Here is a 16,857-nt window from a genome sequence, read left to right as displayed (position 1 = left end):
GTCTGTGTAGAGAGCATCATGACCGATTCCGTTGCCACTTCCCTCGACATCTCCCGGCTGTCCACCCAGGACGCCGATTTCGATGCCCGCCTCGAGGCGCTGTTGGCCTGGGAAGGCGTGTCCGACGCCGAGGTGCAGTCGCGGGTCGAAGAAATCCTGCGCGGCGTGCGTGAGCGCGGCGATGCGGCCCTCGTCGAATACACCAATCGCTTCGACCGCCTGTCGGCCAAAGGCATGGATGAGCTGACTCTGGGCGCCGAGCGGCTGCGCCAGGCCTTCGAAGGGCTGCCTGTCGAGCAGCGTGAGGCCCTGGCGGCGGCTGCCGAGCGCGTGCGGGTCTATCACGAGCACCAGAAGCCGGGTTCCTGGCAATACACCGAGAGCGACGGCACCGTGCTGGGTCAGCAGGTCACGGCCTTGGATCGCGCCGGCATCTACGTGCCCGGTGGCAAGGCGGCCTATCCGTCGTCGGTGTTGATGAACGCCATCCCGGCCCATGTTGCCGGCGTGCGCGAGATCGTGATGGTGGTGCCCACGCCGGACGGCATCCTCAACGAGCTGGTGCTGGCGGCGGCTCACCTGGCGGGCGTCGACTGGGTATTCACCCTGGGCGGCGCCCAGGCGGTGGCGGCACTGGCCTACGGTACCGAGACGGTGCCGCGGGTCGACAAGATCGTCGGGCCCGGCAACATCTACGTGGCCACCGCCAAGCGGGCGGTATTCGGCCAAGTGGGTATCGATATGATCGCCGGTCCCTCGGAGATTCTGGTGATCTCCGATGGCGCCACCGACCCGGATTGGCTGGCCATGGACCTCTTCTCCCAGGCCGAGCACGACGAGGACGCTCAGGCGATCTTCGTTAGCTGGGACGCCGAGCATGTGGCAGCGGTCGAGGAGGCCATGAGCCGCCTGCTGCCGACCATGGAGCGTGAGCCGATCATTCGTGACTCTCTGGCCGGGCGCGGGGCGCTGATCACCTGTCGTGACCGCGACGAGGCCGTGGCGCTGATCAATCGTATCGCTCCCGAGCACCTCGAACTCTCGCTAGCGGACCCCGAAGCGCTGCTGCCGGAGATTCGTCATGCCGGCGCGATCTTCATGGGCCGCTATACCGCCGAGGCCCTGGGCGACTACTGCGCCGGCCCGAATCACGTGCTGCCGACCTCCGGTACCGCGCGCTTCTCTTCGCCGCTGGGGGTCTATGACTTCCAGAAACGCTCGTCGATCATTCAATGTTCGGCGGACGGCGCCTCGGTGCTTGGGCGCACGGCGTCGGTGCTGGCACGGGGCGAATCGCTCACCGCACACGCGCGCTCTGCCGAGTATCGCATCAAGGATTGACGCCACTCGACGCTTCGTTGCGCTTCAAAAAGGCCCCGCTCAGGCGGGGCCTTTTTCGTATCCGGCTAGTGTCTGTCGTCCTGTTGAGAAAGCGCCCATGCGGCCGTGCCGATATGGTCGGCCGGCCGCGTCAGGCAATTTCCCCGTAAGACCGCGCCTCTGGTCGCCAAGAGGCTATCACTGCGGTTATGACTGAGGCTGGGCCTGGGGTTGGCGGGTCTCGGCGGTGGGACGCTCGCCCACCTCGAGGGTCACGTCCATGCGCTCGCCGTTGCGCACCAGGCTTAGCGGCAGTTGGGTGCCGGGTGAGATGGCGGCGATATCGGTCATCACCGCCCGGGCATCGCGGATGGTGCGTCCGTCGACTTTGATTAGCACGTCGCCGGGCTCCAGGCCGGCTTCATCTGCGGGTCCATTGGGGACTATCCCCGAGATCACGACGCCGGCAACGGAGTCCAGTCCGAAGGAGGCCGCCAGCTCGCGGGTCATTTCCTGAGCTTCGATGCCTAGCCAGCCGCGAATCACTCGGCCCTGGGTGACGAGCTCGTTGAGGATTTGCCGTGCCAGGTTGGCCGGAATGGCGAAGCCGATGCCCTGTGAGCCGCCGGAGCGGGAGAAGATCGCGGTGTTGATGCCGATCAGCGCGCCTTCGGGATTGATCAGCGCGCCGCCGGAATTGCCCGGGTTGATTGCGGCGTCGGTCTGAATGAAGTCCTCGTAGGCATTCAGGCCCAGGTGACTGCGGCCCGTGGCACTGACGATACCCATGGTGACGGTCTGGCCGACGCCGAAGGGGTTGCCGATGGCCAGGGCGACATCGCCTACAGCGGCCTGCGTCGAGTCGGAGATCGCGATGACCGGCAGATCCTCGAGGTCGATGTGCAGCACGGCCAGGTCGCTCTCCGGGTCGGTTCCGATGACGTCGGCGAGGGTCTCGCGACCGTCGCGCAGCGCCACCTGGATCTGATCGGCCCCCTTGATGACATGATGGTTGGTCAGCACGTAGCCCTCATCGCTGATGATGACCCCTGACCCCAGGCTCGAGAGCATGCGCTGGCGGCTTGGCGTGTCCTTGCCGAAGAACTGGCGGAAGAAGGGGTCCGACATCAGCGGGTGCTGCTCACTTTCGACAATGCGCGAAGAGTAAATATTGACCACGGCGGGCGCCGCTCGCTCCACCGCCTCTGAATAGCTCACCGGGCCGGCATCTCGCGACAATGCTGGCGCATTCTTGACCTCGGGCGCCGGGCGTTTGACCTCGGGAGGCGTCGCCGTCTGCTGTATGGGGGCCGAGTTGACGGTGGGGGACGATACGGAAGGATCGCGACCGCTGAGCTGCGGAAAAGCAAGCAGCAGTACGATGGCAACCAGAACACCGGCCACGGTCGGCCAGACGAGGGGCAGGAGAAAACGACGCATGAAGATTCCTTGTCATCGCTGGCGGTCGCTGGGGGCCGACTCAGCCGGTACAATGGCGGAATTGTATCATTGCTCATGTATCGATGCCCGGAGGCCCGAATGATATCTCGCGATGCCTTGGTCACGGCCTGCGACGAGCGCTTGCGAGCCGCACGCTTCAAGGATTACACCGTCAATGGCCTGCAGGTCGAGGGGCGCAGCCAAGTGGCCCGCGTGATGACGGGCGTCACCGCCTGTCAGGCGCTGGTCGATGAAGCGATTGCCTGGCAGGCGGATCTGCTGTTGGTTCACCACGGCTACTTCTGGAAAAACGAGCCGGTCGAGGTCGTCGGGATGAAGCGGCGACGGCTGGCGGCCTTGCTGGCCAACGACATTAACCTGCTGGCCTATCATCTGCCCTTGGATGCTCACCCCGAGCTTGGCAACAATGCCTGCTTGGCCGAGCGGCTGGGCCTCGTCGCTGATGGCTGCGCCGACGGTGAACTGGGTGAGGGGCTTGTGTGGCTGGGGCGTCCTGGCGAAGCGCTGGCTGGCTCGGGTGGCGATGGCCAGGTCCTCGACGAGCGCGGTTTGGCGAAGCATGTCGCCAAGCAACTAGGGCGTGAGCCGCTTTTAATAGAAGGGCACCATGGCCCGGTCAGGCGAATCGCCTGGTGCACCGGTGGGGCTCAGGACATGATCACCGCGGCCCATGCGGCGGGCGCTGATGTCTTCATCTCGGGCGAGATTTCCGAGCGGACCACTCACTTGGCTCGTGAGCTGGGCATCGGCTACCTGGCGGCAGGCCATCATGCCACCGAGCGCTACGGCGTTCAGGCCATGGGGGAGTGGCTGGCCGCCGAGTACGGCGTCACCCACCGTTTCGTGGATATCGACAATCCGGCCTGACGCTGCCGTCAAAATGCCCCACAAATACAAGCGCCGGCCTTCTAGGCCGGCGCTTGTGTGTTTACTCTACGAGTCTCGCTTGCGTCGCTAGGCGTCAGCGCTATTCAGTAGCGGGGGGGCTGAGCGGGGTTTTGCTCGTCGCCACGCTGCAGGCCGAAGTCCTCGGAGAGAGTGCCGCGGCCGCCGTCGGCGTAGTCGCGCGGCGTGTCCAGGGCTTCATCAGGCTCCGGCTCTTCGTTCTCCGAGTGGAGGCGGCGCTTGACCTGTTGGTCTTGGCCAAGCTGGTCGGCGCCCAGTGCCAGCTGTTGTTCCAGCTCGCGGCTCTGACGCTGAATGCTAGCCACCAGGTCGGCGGCTCTGACGAAATGGTCGTTCAGTGAGTCCTTGACCTGGTTAAGCTCGAGTTCGGTCTCGGCCAGGCGTTGGCGAACCTTCTGGTTGCGCGCCACGTTGGCGTTGAGCAGATGGTAGCCCAGCGCACCGATGCCGATGCCGGCAAGCCCACAGGCCAGGGCCAGGATCCAGTCGATGTTGCTCTCGTACACGTCGTTCCCCTTATGGTTCTGTATTCCCGGCACTGGTACTTGACCGCCGGGGTGGCGCGTTATCCGAGGTCGCAACCTGCGCCTCCCCTGACCCCATTATATGAGGGAGAGCGCGACTCAGGTCAATGCACAGAGCTGCCATCATGGCGGCTCTGTGCGCTCGACGTCTCGATACGTATAATGTTCGTTTTCGATCACCGCCGTCCGAGGTAGCCAAGACGCTGATGTGTGCGACAACGACTTCCGCCGATTCTTCTGCATCCGCTAAAGCGGGCACGCCCCTGGCTCGCTACCAGGCCGACCTGGAGCGCGAGGGGTTCGCTTACGACGAGGCTCAGGAGGAGGCGGTTCGCCACCTGCAGCGGCTCTATGACGATCTGCTGGCAACCCCCCAGCGGGCGCCGCGCCTCCCCGCCGATGAGCGCAAGGGGCTCAAGTCCCGTGTCGCCGGCCTGTTTGGCGCCAAGCCGACCGCTTCGCCTTTCGAGGCGCCGCCTGCGGTAATGGGCCTGTACTTTTGGGGCGGAGTGGGGCGCGGCAAGACCTATCTGGTCGATACCTTCTACGAGGCGCTGCCCTTTTCCGAGAAGATGCGCACGCATTTTCATCGCTTTATGCAGCGCGTGCACAATGAACTCGAGCACTACAAGGGCGAGAAGGATCCGCTGAAGCTGATCGCCGCCAAGTTCGCCCGTGAGGCGAGGGTGATCTGTTTCGACGAGTTCTTCGTCAAGGACATCACCGACGCCATGATTCTTGCGACCCTCCTCGAGTCGCTGTTCGAGCACGGTGTGGTGCTGGTGACGACCTCCAATATCGTGCCGTCCGAGCTATACAAGGATGGCCTGCAGCGAGCGCGCTTCCTGCCCGCCATCGATTTGCTCGAGCGCCATTGCGAGGTGGTCAACGTCGACTCGGGGGTTGACTACCGGCTGCGTGCCCTGCAGCGTGCTGCCATCTTCCACTCGCCGTTGGATGAGGCCGCCGATGACGAGCTGGAACGCAGTTTTCGCGAGGTGGCCGGCCACGATGGCGAGCAGGGCGAGCGCATCGAAATCAACCATCGTCTGCTGCGTTCGCGCCGTCTGCATGAAGATGTGGTGTGGTTCGACTTCGCCGAGCTGTGTGACGGCCCCCGCAGCCAGAATGATTACATCGAGCTGGCCCGCGAGTTCCATACCGTGCTGGTGTCCGGCGTGCCGCGGATGGGACGGGGCAGCGACGACCAAGCAAGACGCTTTATCAATATGGTCGACGAGTTCTATGACCGGGCCGTGAAGCTGCTGATGTCGGCCGAGGTGCCTGTCGAGTCTCTGTACACCGAAGGCAGCCTGAGTTTCGAGTTCGACCGCACCCTCTCAAGGCTGCAGGAAATGCAGTCCCACGAGTATCTTGCGCTGCCTCATAAACCATGAATTTCCCCCGTGGACTCTTAACCTGATCGAGCGAGTCGTGTACACTGCGCGCTCGCTCGAACGTTGTCGCTCGTTTTGCCGCTTTGGCAAGCGCTCGACAACCAAGAAAAATAGGGATGGTAGGCGGCGTCATTAGACGTTCTGGTCCTGCCCCATGCGACAATTGGTGATTCAACCCATGAAGACGTTTTCTGCTAAGCCGCAGTCCGTCGAGCGCGACTGGTACGTCGTCGACGCTACGGACAAGACCCTCGGTCGCCTGGCCACCGAGATTGCTCGCCGCCTGCGTGGCAAGCACAAGCCGGAATACACCCCGCACGTCGACACCGGCGATTACATCGTCGTGGTCAACGCCGAAAAGGTGACGGTCACCGGCAACAAGGCACAGGCCAAGAACTACTACCGTCACACCGGTTATCCGGGTGGCCTGCGCTCCATGAACTTCGAGAAGATGATCGGTCACGCTCCCGAGCGCGTCATCGAGTCTGCCGTCAAGGGCATGCTGCCGAAAGGCCCGCTGGGTCGCGCCATGTACTCGAAACTCAAGGTCTATGCCGGTACCGAGCATCCGCATGCCGCCCAGCAGCCGCAAGAACTGAACATCTAAGGGGTAGATTGCCATGACTCAACAGTATTACGGTACCGGTCGCCGCAAGACGTCCACCGCGCGCGTCTTCCTCAAGCCGGGCACCGGCAAAATCACCGTCAACAGCCGTGAACTCAACGAGTTCTTCGGTCGTGTTACTGGCCGCATGGTCGTCCGTCAGCCGCTCGAGCTGACCGAGACTCTGGACCAGTTCGACGTCTACGTGACCGTCAAAGGCGGCGGTGGCTCGGCTCAGGCCGGCGCGATTCGCCACGGCATCACCCGTGCGCTGATGCAGTACAACGAAGACTTCCGCAAGCCACTGCGTGAAGCTGGCTACGTCACTCGTGACGCCCGCGAAGTCGAGCGTAAGAAAGTCGGCCTGCGCAAAGCACGCCGCAGCCCGCAGTTCTCCAAGCGTTAAACGCTTCGAGAATGTGGCAGAACGCCCGGCCCCTATGGGGTCGGGCGTTTTTTTATGCCCGTTCAATGATTTGAGTCAGCTATGCTGCGTCATGTGGTGAGGCTTTCGCTTGTGTTAGTTCAGGCGCTTACCTAACATGAAGATCATCTTATCCGTGGGTCTTGACGGTCTCTGGCACAGTCAGGCAGCGGGTGATTGGACAGGGAGCATCACAAGATGGCGGATAAGGGCGTGAACAAGGGGCGGCGCCGCTTTCTCGTCGCTGCTACGACCGTCGTCGGGGCGGTAGGGGCGGTGGGTGTCGCTGTCCCTTTCATTGCTTCCTGGCAACCCAGTGCCAAGGCGCGTGCGGCAGGGGCGCCGGTGGAGGCGGATGTATCCAAGCTCGAGTCCGGCCAGCAGATGACCGTCGAATGGCGCGGCAAGCCCGTCTGGGTGGTGCGGCGCGACGACGCCATGATTGAACAGATCAAGAGCATCGATCCTGCCCGCCTGCGTGATCCCGAGTCCTCGGCGCCGCAGCAACCTAGCTACGTAGACCCCGAGCTACGCTCCATTAAGCCTAAGGTTGTGGTGCTGGTGGGTCTCTGCACGCATCTTGGCTGCTCGCCTACCTTCAGGCCCGAGCCCGCTGCCGCCGATCTTGGCGATGACTGGCCGGGGGGCTATTTTTGTCCCTGTCATGGCTCGCGCTTCGATCTGGCGGGCCGGGTGTTCACCGGGGTGCCGGCGCCTTTGAACCTGGAAGTGCCACCGCATCGCTATGACAATGACAATATCATCGTTGTTGGCGAAGACGAGGGGGCGGCCTGATGGGGAATCCGAATCGCGCCAAGGCAGAACGCGGCATCATGCGCTGGATCGATGATCGCTTTCCCGCCACCCAGATGTGGGAAGAGCATCTGGCCAAGTACTATGCACCCAAAAATTTCAATTTCTGGTACTTCTTCGGCTCGCTTGCCCTACTGGTGCTGGTCAATCAGATATTGACCGGGGTGTGGCTGACCATGAGCTACAACCCCTCAGCGGAAGGGGCCTTTGCGTCGGTCGAGTACATCATGCGAGATGTCGAGTTCGGCTGGCTGATTCGCTATATGCACTCCACCGGGGCCACGGCATTCTTCGTGGTGATCTACCTGCACATGTTCCGCGCGCTGCTCTATGGGTCCTACAAGGCGCCCCGGGAGCTGGTGTGGATCTTCGGCATGGCTATCTATCTCGCGCTGATGGCGGAAGCCTTCATGGGGTATTTGCTGCCTTGGGGGCAGATGTCCTATTGGGGGGCGCAGGTCATCATCTCGCTGTTCTCGGCCATTCCGGTGGTTGGGGCTGACCTGACACAGTGGATTCGCGGTGATTTCCTGGTCTCCGGGATCACCCTGAATCGCTTCTTTGCCCTGCATGTGGTGGCCTTGCCGATCGTGATTCTCGGCCTGGTGGTGCTGCATATCCTGGCGCTTCACGAGGTGGGGTCCAACAATCCCGATGGCATCGACATCAAGGCCAAGAAAGACGAGAACGGCAAGCCGCTCGACGGCATTCCGTTCCATCCCTACTACACGGTCAAGGACCTGGTGGGCGTGGCGGTATTCCTGTTCGTGTTCTGTGTGGTGGTCTTCTACTTCCCGGAAGGGGGGGGATACTTCCTGGAGCGGCCCAATTTCGAGCCCTCCGATCCCTTGAAGACCCCCAACCATATCGCGCCAGTGTGGTACTTCACGCCTTTCTACGCGATGCTGCGCGCCGTCACCTTCTCGGTGTTCGGTCTGGACTCCAAATTCCTGGGGGTGATGGTCATGGGGAGTGCGATTGCGATTCTCTTCGTGCTGCCCTGGCTGGACCGGAGTCCCGTGCTCTCCATGCGCTACAAGGGCTGGCTGTCGAGAATCATGCTGGCGCTGTTCGTGATCAGCTTCATGGTGCTTGGCGCCATCGGCGTACTGCCGTCGACGCCGACCCGGACCCTGGTGGCTCAGATTTGCACGGTGCTGTATTTCGCCTTCTTCCTGCTGATGCCGATCTACACGCGCCTGGAGACCACCAAGCCCGTACCGGAAAGGGTGACTGGCTAATGAAAAAGCTCGTGTTCGCCTTGCTCCTGGCGTTGATGCCGATGACCGGGTTTGCGGCGGGGGGAAATGAACCCCATCTCGACGAGATGGTGCCGGACCTGTCCAACAAGGCATCGCTTCAGAATGGCATGAAGCTATTTACCAACTACTGCATGGGCTGTCACTCTCTGCAGTATCAGCGCTACTCACGTGCCGCCGAGGATCTGGATATTCCTGCGGATCTGGTCGAGGAGAAGCTGATATTCTCCGACGACCTGGCGTTCAATGACCAGATGCGCAACGCCATGCAAGAGGGCGATGCCGTTTCCTGGTTCGGTGCCGCGCCGCCGGATCTAACACTCGAGGCGCGTCTGCGCGGTACGGATTGGATCTATACCTACCTGCGCAGCTTCTACAAGGACCCGGAGCGCCCGCTGGGCGTGAATAATACGGTGTTTCCGCTGGTGGGCATGCCGAATGCGCTGGAGCCATTGCAGGGCGTTCAGGAGATGGTCTGCGCCGAGACTGATCGGCCAGTGCCCGGGCATGAGCCCGATCCGCTGACGGGCAAGTACCAGTCCTGCGAAGTGCTCAAGGTGACTCAGGCAGGTATGCTCGAGCCGGCGGCGTTTGATCGGGCGGTTTATGATCTGACCAATTTTCTGGCCTACGTCGGTGAGCCTTCAAAGCTTCAGGCACAGGCGTTGGGGCCCAAGGTGTTGATTTTTATATTCATCTTCGGCGTCATTGCCTATCTGCTCAAGCGTGAGTACTGGCGCGACATCCACTGATTAAGACTTGGTGGGTGAATGGGGGCGCATGGCCATTGGGCATGCGCCCTTGTCTATTTTCCATGACCCGTTTCGCGGGTCCCGGCGCCTGGAAGCGCGGTCAACGTGTTATCATCCAGGCTCGAACTGTTGCGAGGAATGTTAAATGGGTGTTGTGGCCAAGCGGTCGTCGATGACCTTCTACTCCGGTAGCGATGATCACTTCAGTCATCGCGTGAGAATCGTGCTGGCAGAAAAAGGGGTTGCCGTCGACATCCTGGACGTCAAGGAAGACAGCCATCCCGAAGAGCTGGCGGATCTCAATCCGTACAATAGCGTGCCGACGCTACTGGATCGTGATCTGGTGCTCTACGAGTCCAAGGTGATGATGGAGTATCTGGATGAGCGGTTTCCCCATCCTCCGCTGCTGCCCGTCTACCCGGTCGCCCGGGCGCAGAGTCGCCTGTGGATGCATCGCATCGAGCGGGAGTGGTGCCCGCTGATCGAGCAGATCCAGCAGGGCAGCAAGAAGGATGCCGAGAAGGCGCGAAAAGAGCTGCGTGAGAGTCTGGTCGGAATCTCGCCGATCTTCGAGGATATGCCGTTCTTCATGAGCGAGGAGTTCTCGCTGGTGGATTGCTGCCTGGCACCGCTTCTGTGGCGATTGCCGGTACTCGGGATCGAGCTGCCCGAGAAGCAGGTCAAGCCGCTGATGAATTACATGGAGCGCACTTTCGAGCGTGAGTCCTTCAAGGCCTCGCTGTCGGAAGCCGAGCGCGAGATGCGTACCTGATACCACGGGCCGGGCCAAATGGCCCGGGCCACAGACAATGGAGGCCCGAGATGCTATCGAGTCGCCCCTATCTCGCCAGGGCCCTGTATCAATGGCTCCTGGACAACGATCAGACGCCTCATATGGTCGTCGATGCCAAGCAGCCCGGCGTCGAGGTGCCAGAGCAGTTCGTGCAGAACGGCCAGATCGTGCTGAATATTGCGCCCCAGGCCGTTGAAGAGCTGTTCATGGAAAATGATGCGATCAGCTTCAGCGCTCGCTTTGGCGGCAAGCCCATGCGGGTGATGGTGCCGATCGAAGCGCTGATCGCGCTCTATGCTCGCGAAAACGGTGTGGGCATGGTGTTCGGCCATGAGCCGGTGATGCCGGAGCATGAAGCGGAAGAGAGCGACGCCGAGAATGGCGCCGAGAGCGATGAAGCGGCATCCGAAGAACGCCCGGCACTGTCGAGCGTCGAGGATACCGGGGATGAAGTCGGCAGCGACGACGAGGACGCTCCTAAGGCGCCGCCCAAGGGTCGTCCATCGCTGCGAGTCATCAAGTAGTCGCAGCGAATGCTTTTTCTCGAGAGGGCGGTCACTTTCCCTCGAGTCAGCTCTTCGGCCAAGCGCCTCGAACAAGCGCTTCGAACAAGCGCTTCGAACAAGTTCTTCGAATCAGCGCTTCGAATGAGCCCTTGGCGTAAGCCCGTCGATTAAGGGCTTTGTGTGCCCCTCGACTATGTCCTTCAAGCGCCGCTCTTGAATAAAAGGCTGTTGAACGCAAAACGGCAGGCCCCAGGGCCTGCCGTTTTGCGTTTGCGTGTGCTGCTCTGGCGCGCGTCAGTCGAGGTATTCGAAGACCTTGACGATGCGTTGCACGCCGCCCGCCGCGGACACGGCGGACACGATGCGCTCGCTTTCGGCGCGGGTCACCAGTCCCATCAGATAGACGCTTGCGTTTTCCACCACGATATTGACGCGGCTCGAGTCGATGCTTTCGTTGGTCGCCAGGTTGGTCTTCAGGCGCGTGGCTAGCCAGCCGTCCGCTAGGCGTTGGCTCATCGGCAGATTAGCGGCGACCGTCAGCTGGTTATGTACCTGGCGCACGTTGCGCACCTGTTCGGCAACGGTCGAGGCTTCGTTCTTGAGTTCCTCGCTCGGCACCTGGCCAGTCAGCAGGACCACGCTATTGAAGACGTCGACGTTGATGCGGGCATCGGACAGGCGGGCGTCGGTCTTGCCAAGGTTGACGCTGACCTTGGTCTGGATGCTTTCGTCCTCGACCTTGCTGCCAAGGGTGCGCTCTCCATAGTTCTCGCCAATCGGGCCATCGTTGGCCACATTGGCAATGGTGGTGCAGCCGCCAAGGCCGAGGGTTAGGGCAAGAACAAGAGTGGGGATAATCGCATTACGCATGGGGATCACTCGCTTGGGCCGAAGAGTTGTTCGTCGATCAAATCACACAGGCAGTGAATGACCAGCAGGTGCACTTCCTGAATGCGTGCGGTCGATGTGGCGGGCACGCGAATTTCACAGTCTTCCTGACCCAGCAGCGATGCCATGTCGCCACCATCGCGGCCGGTCAGGGCGACCACGGTCATGTCTCGGTCATGGGCGGCCTGAATGGCCTGGACCACATTGGCCGAGTTGCCACTGGTGGAGATGGCGAGCAGCACGTCGCCGGGCTGGCCGAGGGCGCGGATCTGTTTCGAATAGACTTCGTTGTAGCTGTAGTCGTTGGCGATCGAGGTCAGGGTCGAGGTGTCGGTGGTCAGTGCCAGGGCCGGCAGGCTCGGGCGCTCACGCTCGAAGCGATTGAGCAATTCGGAGGAGAAGTGCTGGCTGTCACCCGCACTGCCACCGTTGCCGCAGGCCAAGATCTTGCCCTCGCTCACCAGGCACTGAACCATCATCTGGCTGGCGACCTCAATGAAGGGCGGTAACACTTCGCTAGCGTAGGTCTTAGTGTCGATGCTGGCGTTGAAGTGTCCGAGAATTCTTGATTGGAAATCCATCTTGGCTTCCTGGTCCTGTAGCGATCAGAACGCTTCGAAGGCGCCCTTAACCCAGAGAAACTCCAGGTCGGGAGCGCTGCCAGTGACGGCGACCACATCGAAGCGGCAGGGACATGATAGCCCGTTGCGGGCGAGATAAAAACGCGCTGCCTTGATTAGGCGACGCTGCTTGCTGGCCGTCACGGTTTCCAGCGGGTGGCCGTGACGGCTGTCGCGGCGATGGCGAACCTCGACGAACACCAGTGTATCGCCCTCGCGCATCACCAGGTCCAGCTCGCCGCCCTTGGCGTGCTGGTTTCGTGCTACCGGCTTAAGACCGCGCGCGGCGAGCCAGTCGTTGGCCAGGGCCTCGATGGCGGCGCCGCGCGCTCTTGCGTCAGCGGAGGTCGCCATCGTTCAGATCACCATCACCTAGCCCGCCGTTGGCAAGTTCTCCATCACTGGTACCGGCATTGCCCTGAGCGTTGGTTTGCCCGGCCTGAGCTCCCTTGGCTGAGTCGCTGCCGATCACGCCTTGGCCTGCGGGCTCCAGCGGTGGCTGTGGCAGGCCGTCGATGAACTCCGCCCAAGGCAGCTGGCGTTGGATGCGGCCATCACCGGCGGCGCGCAGAGTGCCGGTGGCGCCGACGAGTTCGCTGCCGCTAATGGCTTGGAACTGGGGAAGGCGCACGCCGAGTTCATAGGCGTCGACACCCATCGCCATCAGTTTTAGCAGCCCGGGATCATCGGCTTCTTCTGACAGGGTGCGATAGCTTGCATAGAAGGGCAGTGCCTCGACGCCGCCAACGGCGGCATCCGGAATCAGCCAGGGGATCTCGACGAAACGCACGCCGTTCAGGTCACTATCGGCGCGCGGCTGAGGTCGACCTTCGTAGGCCTGAGATGTCGTATAGACCGGCAGGTCCGGCTTTTTCTGGTAGTCGAGGGTGGGCGGAACCTGGCGAGCATAGCTCGGCAGTCCTAGCAGGAACATCATGTCGACCGACCCGCTCAGGTCGAGCAGACGTTTGACGCTGTTATTGACCAGGGCTTCCGGGTCGTAGTGCATCAAATGACCGATTTCACCGCCCTGGGCTTCCCAGCTTTCACGGAAAGCTGAGCCAACTCGGCGTCCCCAGTCATTGTTGGGCACCATGGCCGCGGCGCGACGATGGCCGTCGCGCGCGGCTCGGATGGCCACCTGGCGTGCCTCGTCCTCGACGGAGAGGCCGTATTGGAAGAGGTTTTCGGCGGCGTTGCGCTCGGCGGTGCCATAGTTCAGGGCGAGAGTTGGCAGCGGCAGTCGCTGACGCTTTTCCAGTGCTTCGACCTTGCTCTTGGCCAGAGGTCCGATCACGACCTGGGCGCCACGCATGGTGGCTTCGGCATACAGGGTATCGAGATCTTTTTGGCTCGAGTCGATGAAATCCAGCGTGGGGGTGGCGGCGCCCTGTTGAGCGGCCTGATCATGACGGGTTTCGATGCCGTGGCGGATGCGCCCGGCGACGGACGCCAGCGGACCCGATTCGGGCAGCAGGATGGCGATGCGCTCGACCTGTGTTCCGCGCAGTTCGCGCAGGGCCAGCAGCTCGGCGGGTGGCTTGCGGGCAGCGGGATGGCTGCCGTTGGCCTCGCGCCAGTTCGCTAGCCGGTCGAGCAGCCTGTCGATATCGCCACCGCTTTGGCGCTGTAGTTCCAGCAGTGACAGCCAGCCCTGGGTCAGCTGATCGGCGTTGCCGCGCAGGGTCATCAGGTCCTGTGCGGAAAGGCGGTTTAGCTGCTTCCAGATGGCATCGTTGGGAATATCGCTGCCAGTGGCTGCCTGAGCCTTCAGCATGGCCTGGGTCGCAGCCAGCGGCTCGCCGAGCATGCCAAGCGCCAGGCCGCGACGATAGAGCAGGTTATTGGCGGCGTCCTGATCCAGTTGCGCGCCTTCTTCGAGCAGGTCGGTGGCCTGAATCACGCTCCAGGCATCCTCGGCCTCGAGCCCCAGGCGCGACAGCAGCAGTGCCCATTCCTGTCGACGTTCGGCGCTGAGGGCGGTGTCGTCGAGCTGGGTGGCGACCTCCTTGGCCTTAGCCGCCTCGCCACGGCGTGCTAGGATGGTGGCCGCTTCGAGGCGGCTGTCGGCTGCCTGGCCGGGGGCCTGCTGCTCGGCCTGATTGAGCAGCGCCTGCGGCGAACGCTCGGTCGACATCATGCTGGGGCCGGCACAGCCGCTGACCAGCAATGCAAGCAACGCCGCAGCCAGCAAGCCGCGTGACGATTTGTTCATGAATCCCTTCCTTTGATAACCCGCTTTCGGAATCGTAATGACAGTTTCAGATATTGGAGCATTGTACGTGGTCGCCACGCCGATTGGGAATCTTGACGACCTGTCGCCCAGGGCTCGTCAGGTGCTGGCCGATGTCGCTGTGATTGCTGCCGAGGATACCCGCCATAGCGCTCGCCTGCTGCGCCACCTGGGGCTCGAGCGGCCGATGCTCTCGCTGCACGAGCATAATGAAAGCGGGCGCGTCGCTCAGCTCAAGGCGCGGCTTGCTGCCGGCGAGGATGTGGCCCTGATTAGCGATGCCGGGACGCCGCTGATCTGCGACCCCGGCTTCCTGCTGGTTCGCGAGCTGCGGGAAAGCGGCTATCGAGTGGTGCCGATTCCCGGCGCCTGTGCCTTCGTGGCGGCGCTTTCTGCGGCAGGGCTGCCCACCGATCGTTTCCTCTTTCAGGGGTTTTTGCCCGCCAAGGGCAGCGGGCGCCGAGGACGGTTGGCGGCGCTGGTAGAGCGCGAAGAAACCCTGGTCTTCTATGAATCACCTCATCGTATTCGTGACACCCTCGCGGATATTGCCGGCAGTTTCGGCGCGCGGCGGGTGGTCCTGGCCCGAGAGCTGACCAAGACCTTCGAGACCTTCCTCGATGGGGATGCCGCCTCCTTGCTGGCACGCATGGAGGAGGACCCGGACCAGGCGCGGGGCGAGTTCGTGGTGATGGTGGCCGGGGCCTCGCCGAAGGCGGAGGACGATGAGGCGCTGGTCGAGGCCGAGACACTGCTCAAGGCGCTGCTGGCCGAAGGGGTGGGCGTCAAGCAGGCGGCGGCGATCACTACCCGTTTACTCGGAGGCGCCAAGAAGGCCTGGTACGCCCGTGCCCAGGCACTCAAGGACGAGGCTTAGCGACCGCCGGTGGCGGCAGTCATTGCTTGAGGGGGGATGGCTGCGCTGGTATTCTTCGCCGCTGGGAGTCAGCCAGACAGTCGCCGCCGAGGGCCTCTTGGGTCATCGGGGGAGGAAAGTCCGGGCTCCATAGGGCAGAGTGCCAGGTAACGCCTGGGCGGCGTGAGCCGACGGCCAGTGCAGCAGAGAGTAGACCGCCTACGTCTCCTTCGGGAGGCCGGTAAGGGTGAAAGGGTGCGGTAAGAGCGCACCGCGCGCCTGGCAACAGTGCGTGGCACGGTAAACCCCACTCGGAGCAAGACCAAATAGGAACCCATTGGCGTGGCCCGCGTTGGGTTCGGGTAGGTTGCTTGAGAAAGGCGGCGACGCCTTTCCTAGAGGAATGACTGTCCACGACAGAACCCGGCTTATCGGCCGACTCCCTTCCATTCCCCATCACCGGCTGGCCATGCCATGGTCGGCCGGTGTTTATGTTCGTATCGAGACCTGCATGACCTCACCTGAGAACGCCGCGGCCCCGTCTTCCTTTGTGCATGAAAGCGTGCTGCTCGATGGGGCGGTCGATGCCCTGCTCGTCGACCCCGCCGGTGCCTATCTCGACGGCACCTTCGGACGCGGCGGGCATTCCCGGCTGATCCTCTCGCGCCTGGCGCCGGAAGGGCGCTTGCTGGCCATTGATCGTGACCCTCAGGCGCTGGCCGAGGCGGCCAGCATCGATGATGCCCGCTTCGGCATCGAGCGCGGTGAGTTCGCAAGGCTCGGTGAAATCGCCGACGCACATGATCTGCACGGCCGGCTATCCGGCATCCTGCTCGATGTGGGCGTGTCCTCTCCCCAGCTCGATGATCCCGAGCGTGGCTTCAGTTTCATGCGCGATGGTCCGCTGGACATGCGCATGGACCCCGACCACGGCGAGAGTGCCGCGGACTGGCTGGCGCGGGCCAAGGCCGAGGACATTGCCTGGGTGTTCAAGACCCACGGCGAAGAGCGCTTCGCCAAGCGTTTGGCGCGGGCCATCGTCGAACGCCGTCAGGAGCGTCCCTTCACGCGGACCGGCGATCTGGCAGAGGTCATCAAGACGGCGCATCCGGCCTGGGAAAAGGGCAAGCATCCGGCGACGCGTGCCTTCCAGGCATTGCGTATCCATGTCAACGGCGAGCTCGACCAACTGGATGCCGCTCTCGACGCCGCGCTCGAAGCCTTGGCACCGGGCGGCCATCTGGTGGTCATCAGCTTTCATTCTCTCGAGGATCGGCGCGTCAAACGCTTCATTCGCGAGCACGTGCGTGGCGACACTCACTTGCCCCGCGGCATGCCGATCCGCGATGATCAGCTCAATCGCCGCCTCGAAGCCGTCGGCAAGGCCCGCCGGGCCAGTGCCGCCGAGGTCGAGGCGAATCCCCGTGCCCGCAGCGCCGTGATGCGAGTAGCACGCAAGCTGAAATGACATAGTGAGCCCCGCGATTTGCTGGCAGCCAAG

At 62.7% G+C, this 16,857-nt stretch carries 18 protein-coding genes and 1 other RNA gene; 13 read left to right on the top strand and 6 right to left on the bottom strand.

Features of this window, described 5'->3' with window-relative positions:
- Nucleotides 1-18: 18 nt before the first annotated feature.
- Complete coding sequence (gene hisD, locus BLR71_RS07405; RefSeq protein ID WP_092524669.1) at nucleotides 19-1,341, top strand: histidinol dehydrogenase; 1,323 nt, start codon at nucleotides 19-21, stop codon at nucleotides 1,339-1,341.
- 186 nt (nucleotides 1,342-1,527) lie between these two features.
- Here hisD and BLR71_RS07400 read toward each other — a convergent pair whose 3' ends face one another.
- A complete protein-coding gene (locus tag BLR71_RS07400; RefSeq protein WP_092524667.1) occupies nucleotides 1,528-2,760 on the bottom strand; it encodes a Do family serine endopeptidase in 1,233 nt (410 codons plus the stop codon).
- 99 nt (nucleotides 2,761-2,859) lie between these two features.
- On the opposite strand from BLR71_RS07400, the gene BLR71_RS07395 reads away from it, so the two are divergent.
- Complete coding sequence (locus tag BLR71_RS07395) at nucleotides 2,860-3,648, top strand: Nif3-like dinuclear metal center hexameric protein (RefSeq protein WP_092524665.1); 789 nt, start codon at nucleotides 2,860-2,862, stop codon at nucleotides 3,646-3,648.
- Between the two features lie 104 nt (nucleotides 3,649-3,752).
- On the opposite strand, the gene BLR71_RS07390 is transcribed toward BLR71_RS07395, so the two are convergent.
- Entirely contained in the window at nucleotides 3,753-4,193 is a 441-nt protein-coding gene (locus tag BLR71_RS07390; RefSeq protein WP_092524663.1) for a Z-ring associated ZapG family protein, read from the bottom strand.
- A 224-nt stretch (nucleotides 4,194-4,417) separates the two neighbouring features.
- On the opposite strand from BLR71_RS07390, the gene zapE reads away from it, so the two are divergent.
- The 8 genes from zapE to BLR71_RS07350 all read left to right on the top strand — a co-directional run bounded on the left by zapE (nucleotide 4,418) and on the right by BLR71_RS07350 (nucleotide 10,777).
- Nucleotides 4,418-5,608 (top strand): cell division protein ZapE, encoded by a 1,191-nt coding sequence (zapE, locus tag BLR71_RS07385; protein ID WP_092524661.1) that lies wholly within the window; start codon nucleotides 4,418-4,420, stop codon nucleotides 5,606-5,608.
- A 178-nt stretch (nucleotides 5,609-5,786) separates the two neighbouring features.
- On the top strand, nucleotides 5,787-6,215 hold the full coding sequence (gene rplM, locus BLR71_RS07380) for a 50S ribosomal protein L13 (protein ID WP_092524659.1): 429 nt from the start codon (nucleotides 5,787-5,789) through the stop codon (nucleotides 6,213-6,215).
- A 13-nt stretch (nucleotides 6,216-6,228) separates the two neighbouring features.
- Entirely contained in the window at nucleotides 6,229-6,618 is a 390-nt protein-coding gene (gene rpsI, locus BLR71_RS07375; protein WP_092524657.1) for a 30S ribosomal protein S9, read from the top strand.
- Between the two features lie 216 nt (nucleotides 6,619-6,834).
- Nucleotides 6,835-7,431 (top strand): ubiquinol-cytochrome c reductase iron-sulfur subunit, encoded by a 597-nt coding sequence (gene petA, locus BLR71_RS07370; protein ID WP_092524655.1) that lies wholly within the window; start codon nucleotides 6,835-6,837, stop codon nucleotides 7,429-7,431.
- Complete coding sequence (locus tag BLR71_RS07365; RefSeq protein ID WP_092524653.1) at nucleotides 7,431-8,690, top strand: cytochrome b; 1,260 nt, start codon at nucleotides 7,431-7,433, stop codon at nucleotides 8,688-8,690. Before petA ends, BLR71_RS07365 begins: the two co-directional genes overlap by 1 nt.
- Nucleotides 8,690-9,460 carry a cytochrome c1 gene (locus BLR71_RS07360; RefSeq protein ID WP_092524651.1) on the top strand — a complete coding sequence of 257 codons (771 nt, stop codon included), beginning with the start codon at nucleotides 8,690-8,692 and terminating at the stop codon, nucleotides 9,458-9,460. Before BLR71_RS07365 ends, BLR71_RS07360 begins: the two co-directional genes overlap by 1 nt.
- A gap of 145 nt (nucleotides 9,461-9,605) precedes the next feature.
- Nucleotides 9,606-10,232 carry a stringent starvation protein SspA gene (sspA, locus tag BLR71_RS07355; protein WP_092524649.1) on the top strand — a complete coding sequence of 209 codons (627 nt, stop codon included), beginning with the start codon at nucleotides 9,606-9,608 and terminating at the stop codon, nucleotides 10,230-10,232.
- Nucleotides 10,233-10,282: 50 nt separating this feature from the next.
- Nucleotides 10,283-10,777: a ClpXP protease specificity-enhancing factor gene (locus BLR71_RS07350; protein ID WP_092524647.1), complete on the top strand. Its 495-nt coding sequence runs from the start codon at nucleotides 10,283-10,285 to the stop codon at nucleotides 10,775-10,777.
- Nucleotides 10,778-11,053: 276 nt separating this feature from the next.
- Here the strand turns inward: BLR71_RS07350 and BLR71_RS07345 are convergent, their stop codons facing one another.
- The 4 genes from BLR71_RS07345 to BLR71_RS07330 are packed head-to-tail and all read right to left on the bottom strand — an operon-like array spanning nucleotide 11,054 to nucleotide 14,482.
- The gene (locus BLR71_RS07345) at nucleotides 11,054-11,629 is read right to left on the bottom strand and encodes a BON domain-containing protein (RefSeq protein ID WP_092524645.1); all 576 of its coding nucleotides are present in this window, start codon (nucleotides 11,627-11,629) and stop codon (nucleotides 11,054-11,056) included.
- A gap of 5 nt (nucleotides 11,630-11,634) precedes the next feature.
- Nucleotides 11,635-12,228 carry a phosphoheptose isomerase gene (locus BLR71_RS07340; protein ID WP_092524643.1) on the bottom strand — a complete coding sequence of 198 codons (594 nt, stop codon included), beginning with the start codon at nucleotides 12,226-12,228 and terminating at the stop codon, nucleotides 11,635-11,637.
- A gap of 24 nt (nucleotides 12,229-12,252) precedes the next feature.
- Nucleotides 12,253-12,621 (bottom strand): YraN family protein, encoded by a 369-nt coding sequence (locus BLR71_RS07335; RefSeq protein ID WP_092524641.1) that lies wholly within the window; start codon nucleotides 12,619-12,621, stop codon nucleotides 12,253-12,255.
- A complete protein-coding gene (locus tag BLR71_RS07330) occupies nucleotides 12,605-14,482 on the bottom strand; it encodes a penicillin-binding protein activator (protein WP_092524639.1) in 1,878 nt (625 codons plus the stop codon). Before BLR71_RS07330 ends, BLR71_RS07335 begins: the two co-directional genes overlap by 17 nt.
- Nucleotides 14,483-14,519: 37 nt before the next feature.
- On the opposite strand from BLR71_RS07330, the gene rsmI reads away from it, so the two are divergent.
- The 3 genes from rsmI (at nucleotide 14,520) to rsmH (ending at nucleotide 16,824) form a co-directional block, all read left to right on the top strand.
- Nucleotides 14,520-15,377, top strand: a complete 858-nt coding sequence (gene rsmI / locus BLR71_RS07325) for a 16S rRNA (cytidine(1402)-2'-O)-methyltransferase (RefSeq protein ID WP_092524637.1) — start codon at nucleotides 14,520-14,522, stop codon at nucleotides 15,375-15,377.
- A 64-nt stretch (nucleotides 15,378-15,441) separates the two neighbouring features.
- Nucleotides 15,442-15,803, top strand: an RNA gene (gene rnpB, locus BLR71_RS07320) — RNase P RNA component class A.
- A 64-nt stretch (nucleotides 15,804-15,867) separates the two neighbouring features.
- Nucleotides 15,868-16,824, top strand: a complete 957-nt coding sequence (rsmH, locus tag BLR71_RS07315) for a 16S rRNA (cytosine(1402)-N(4))-methyltransferase RsmH (protein WP_175491628.1) — start codon at nucleotides 15,868-15,870, stop codon at nucleotides 16,822-16,824.
- Nucleotides 16,825-16,857 lie beyond the last annotated feature (33 nt).

It is taken from the genome of Onishia taeanensis, assembly GCF_900100755.1.
Classification (GTDB): Bacteria; Pseudomonadota; Gammaproteobacteria; order Pseudomonadales; family Halomonadaceae; genus Onishia; species Onishia taeanensis.
This window is presented reverse-complemented; position numbering and strand designations above follow the sequence as displayed.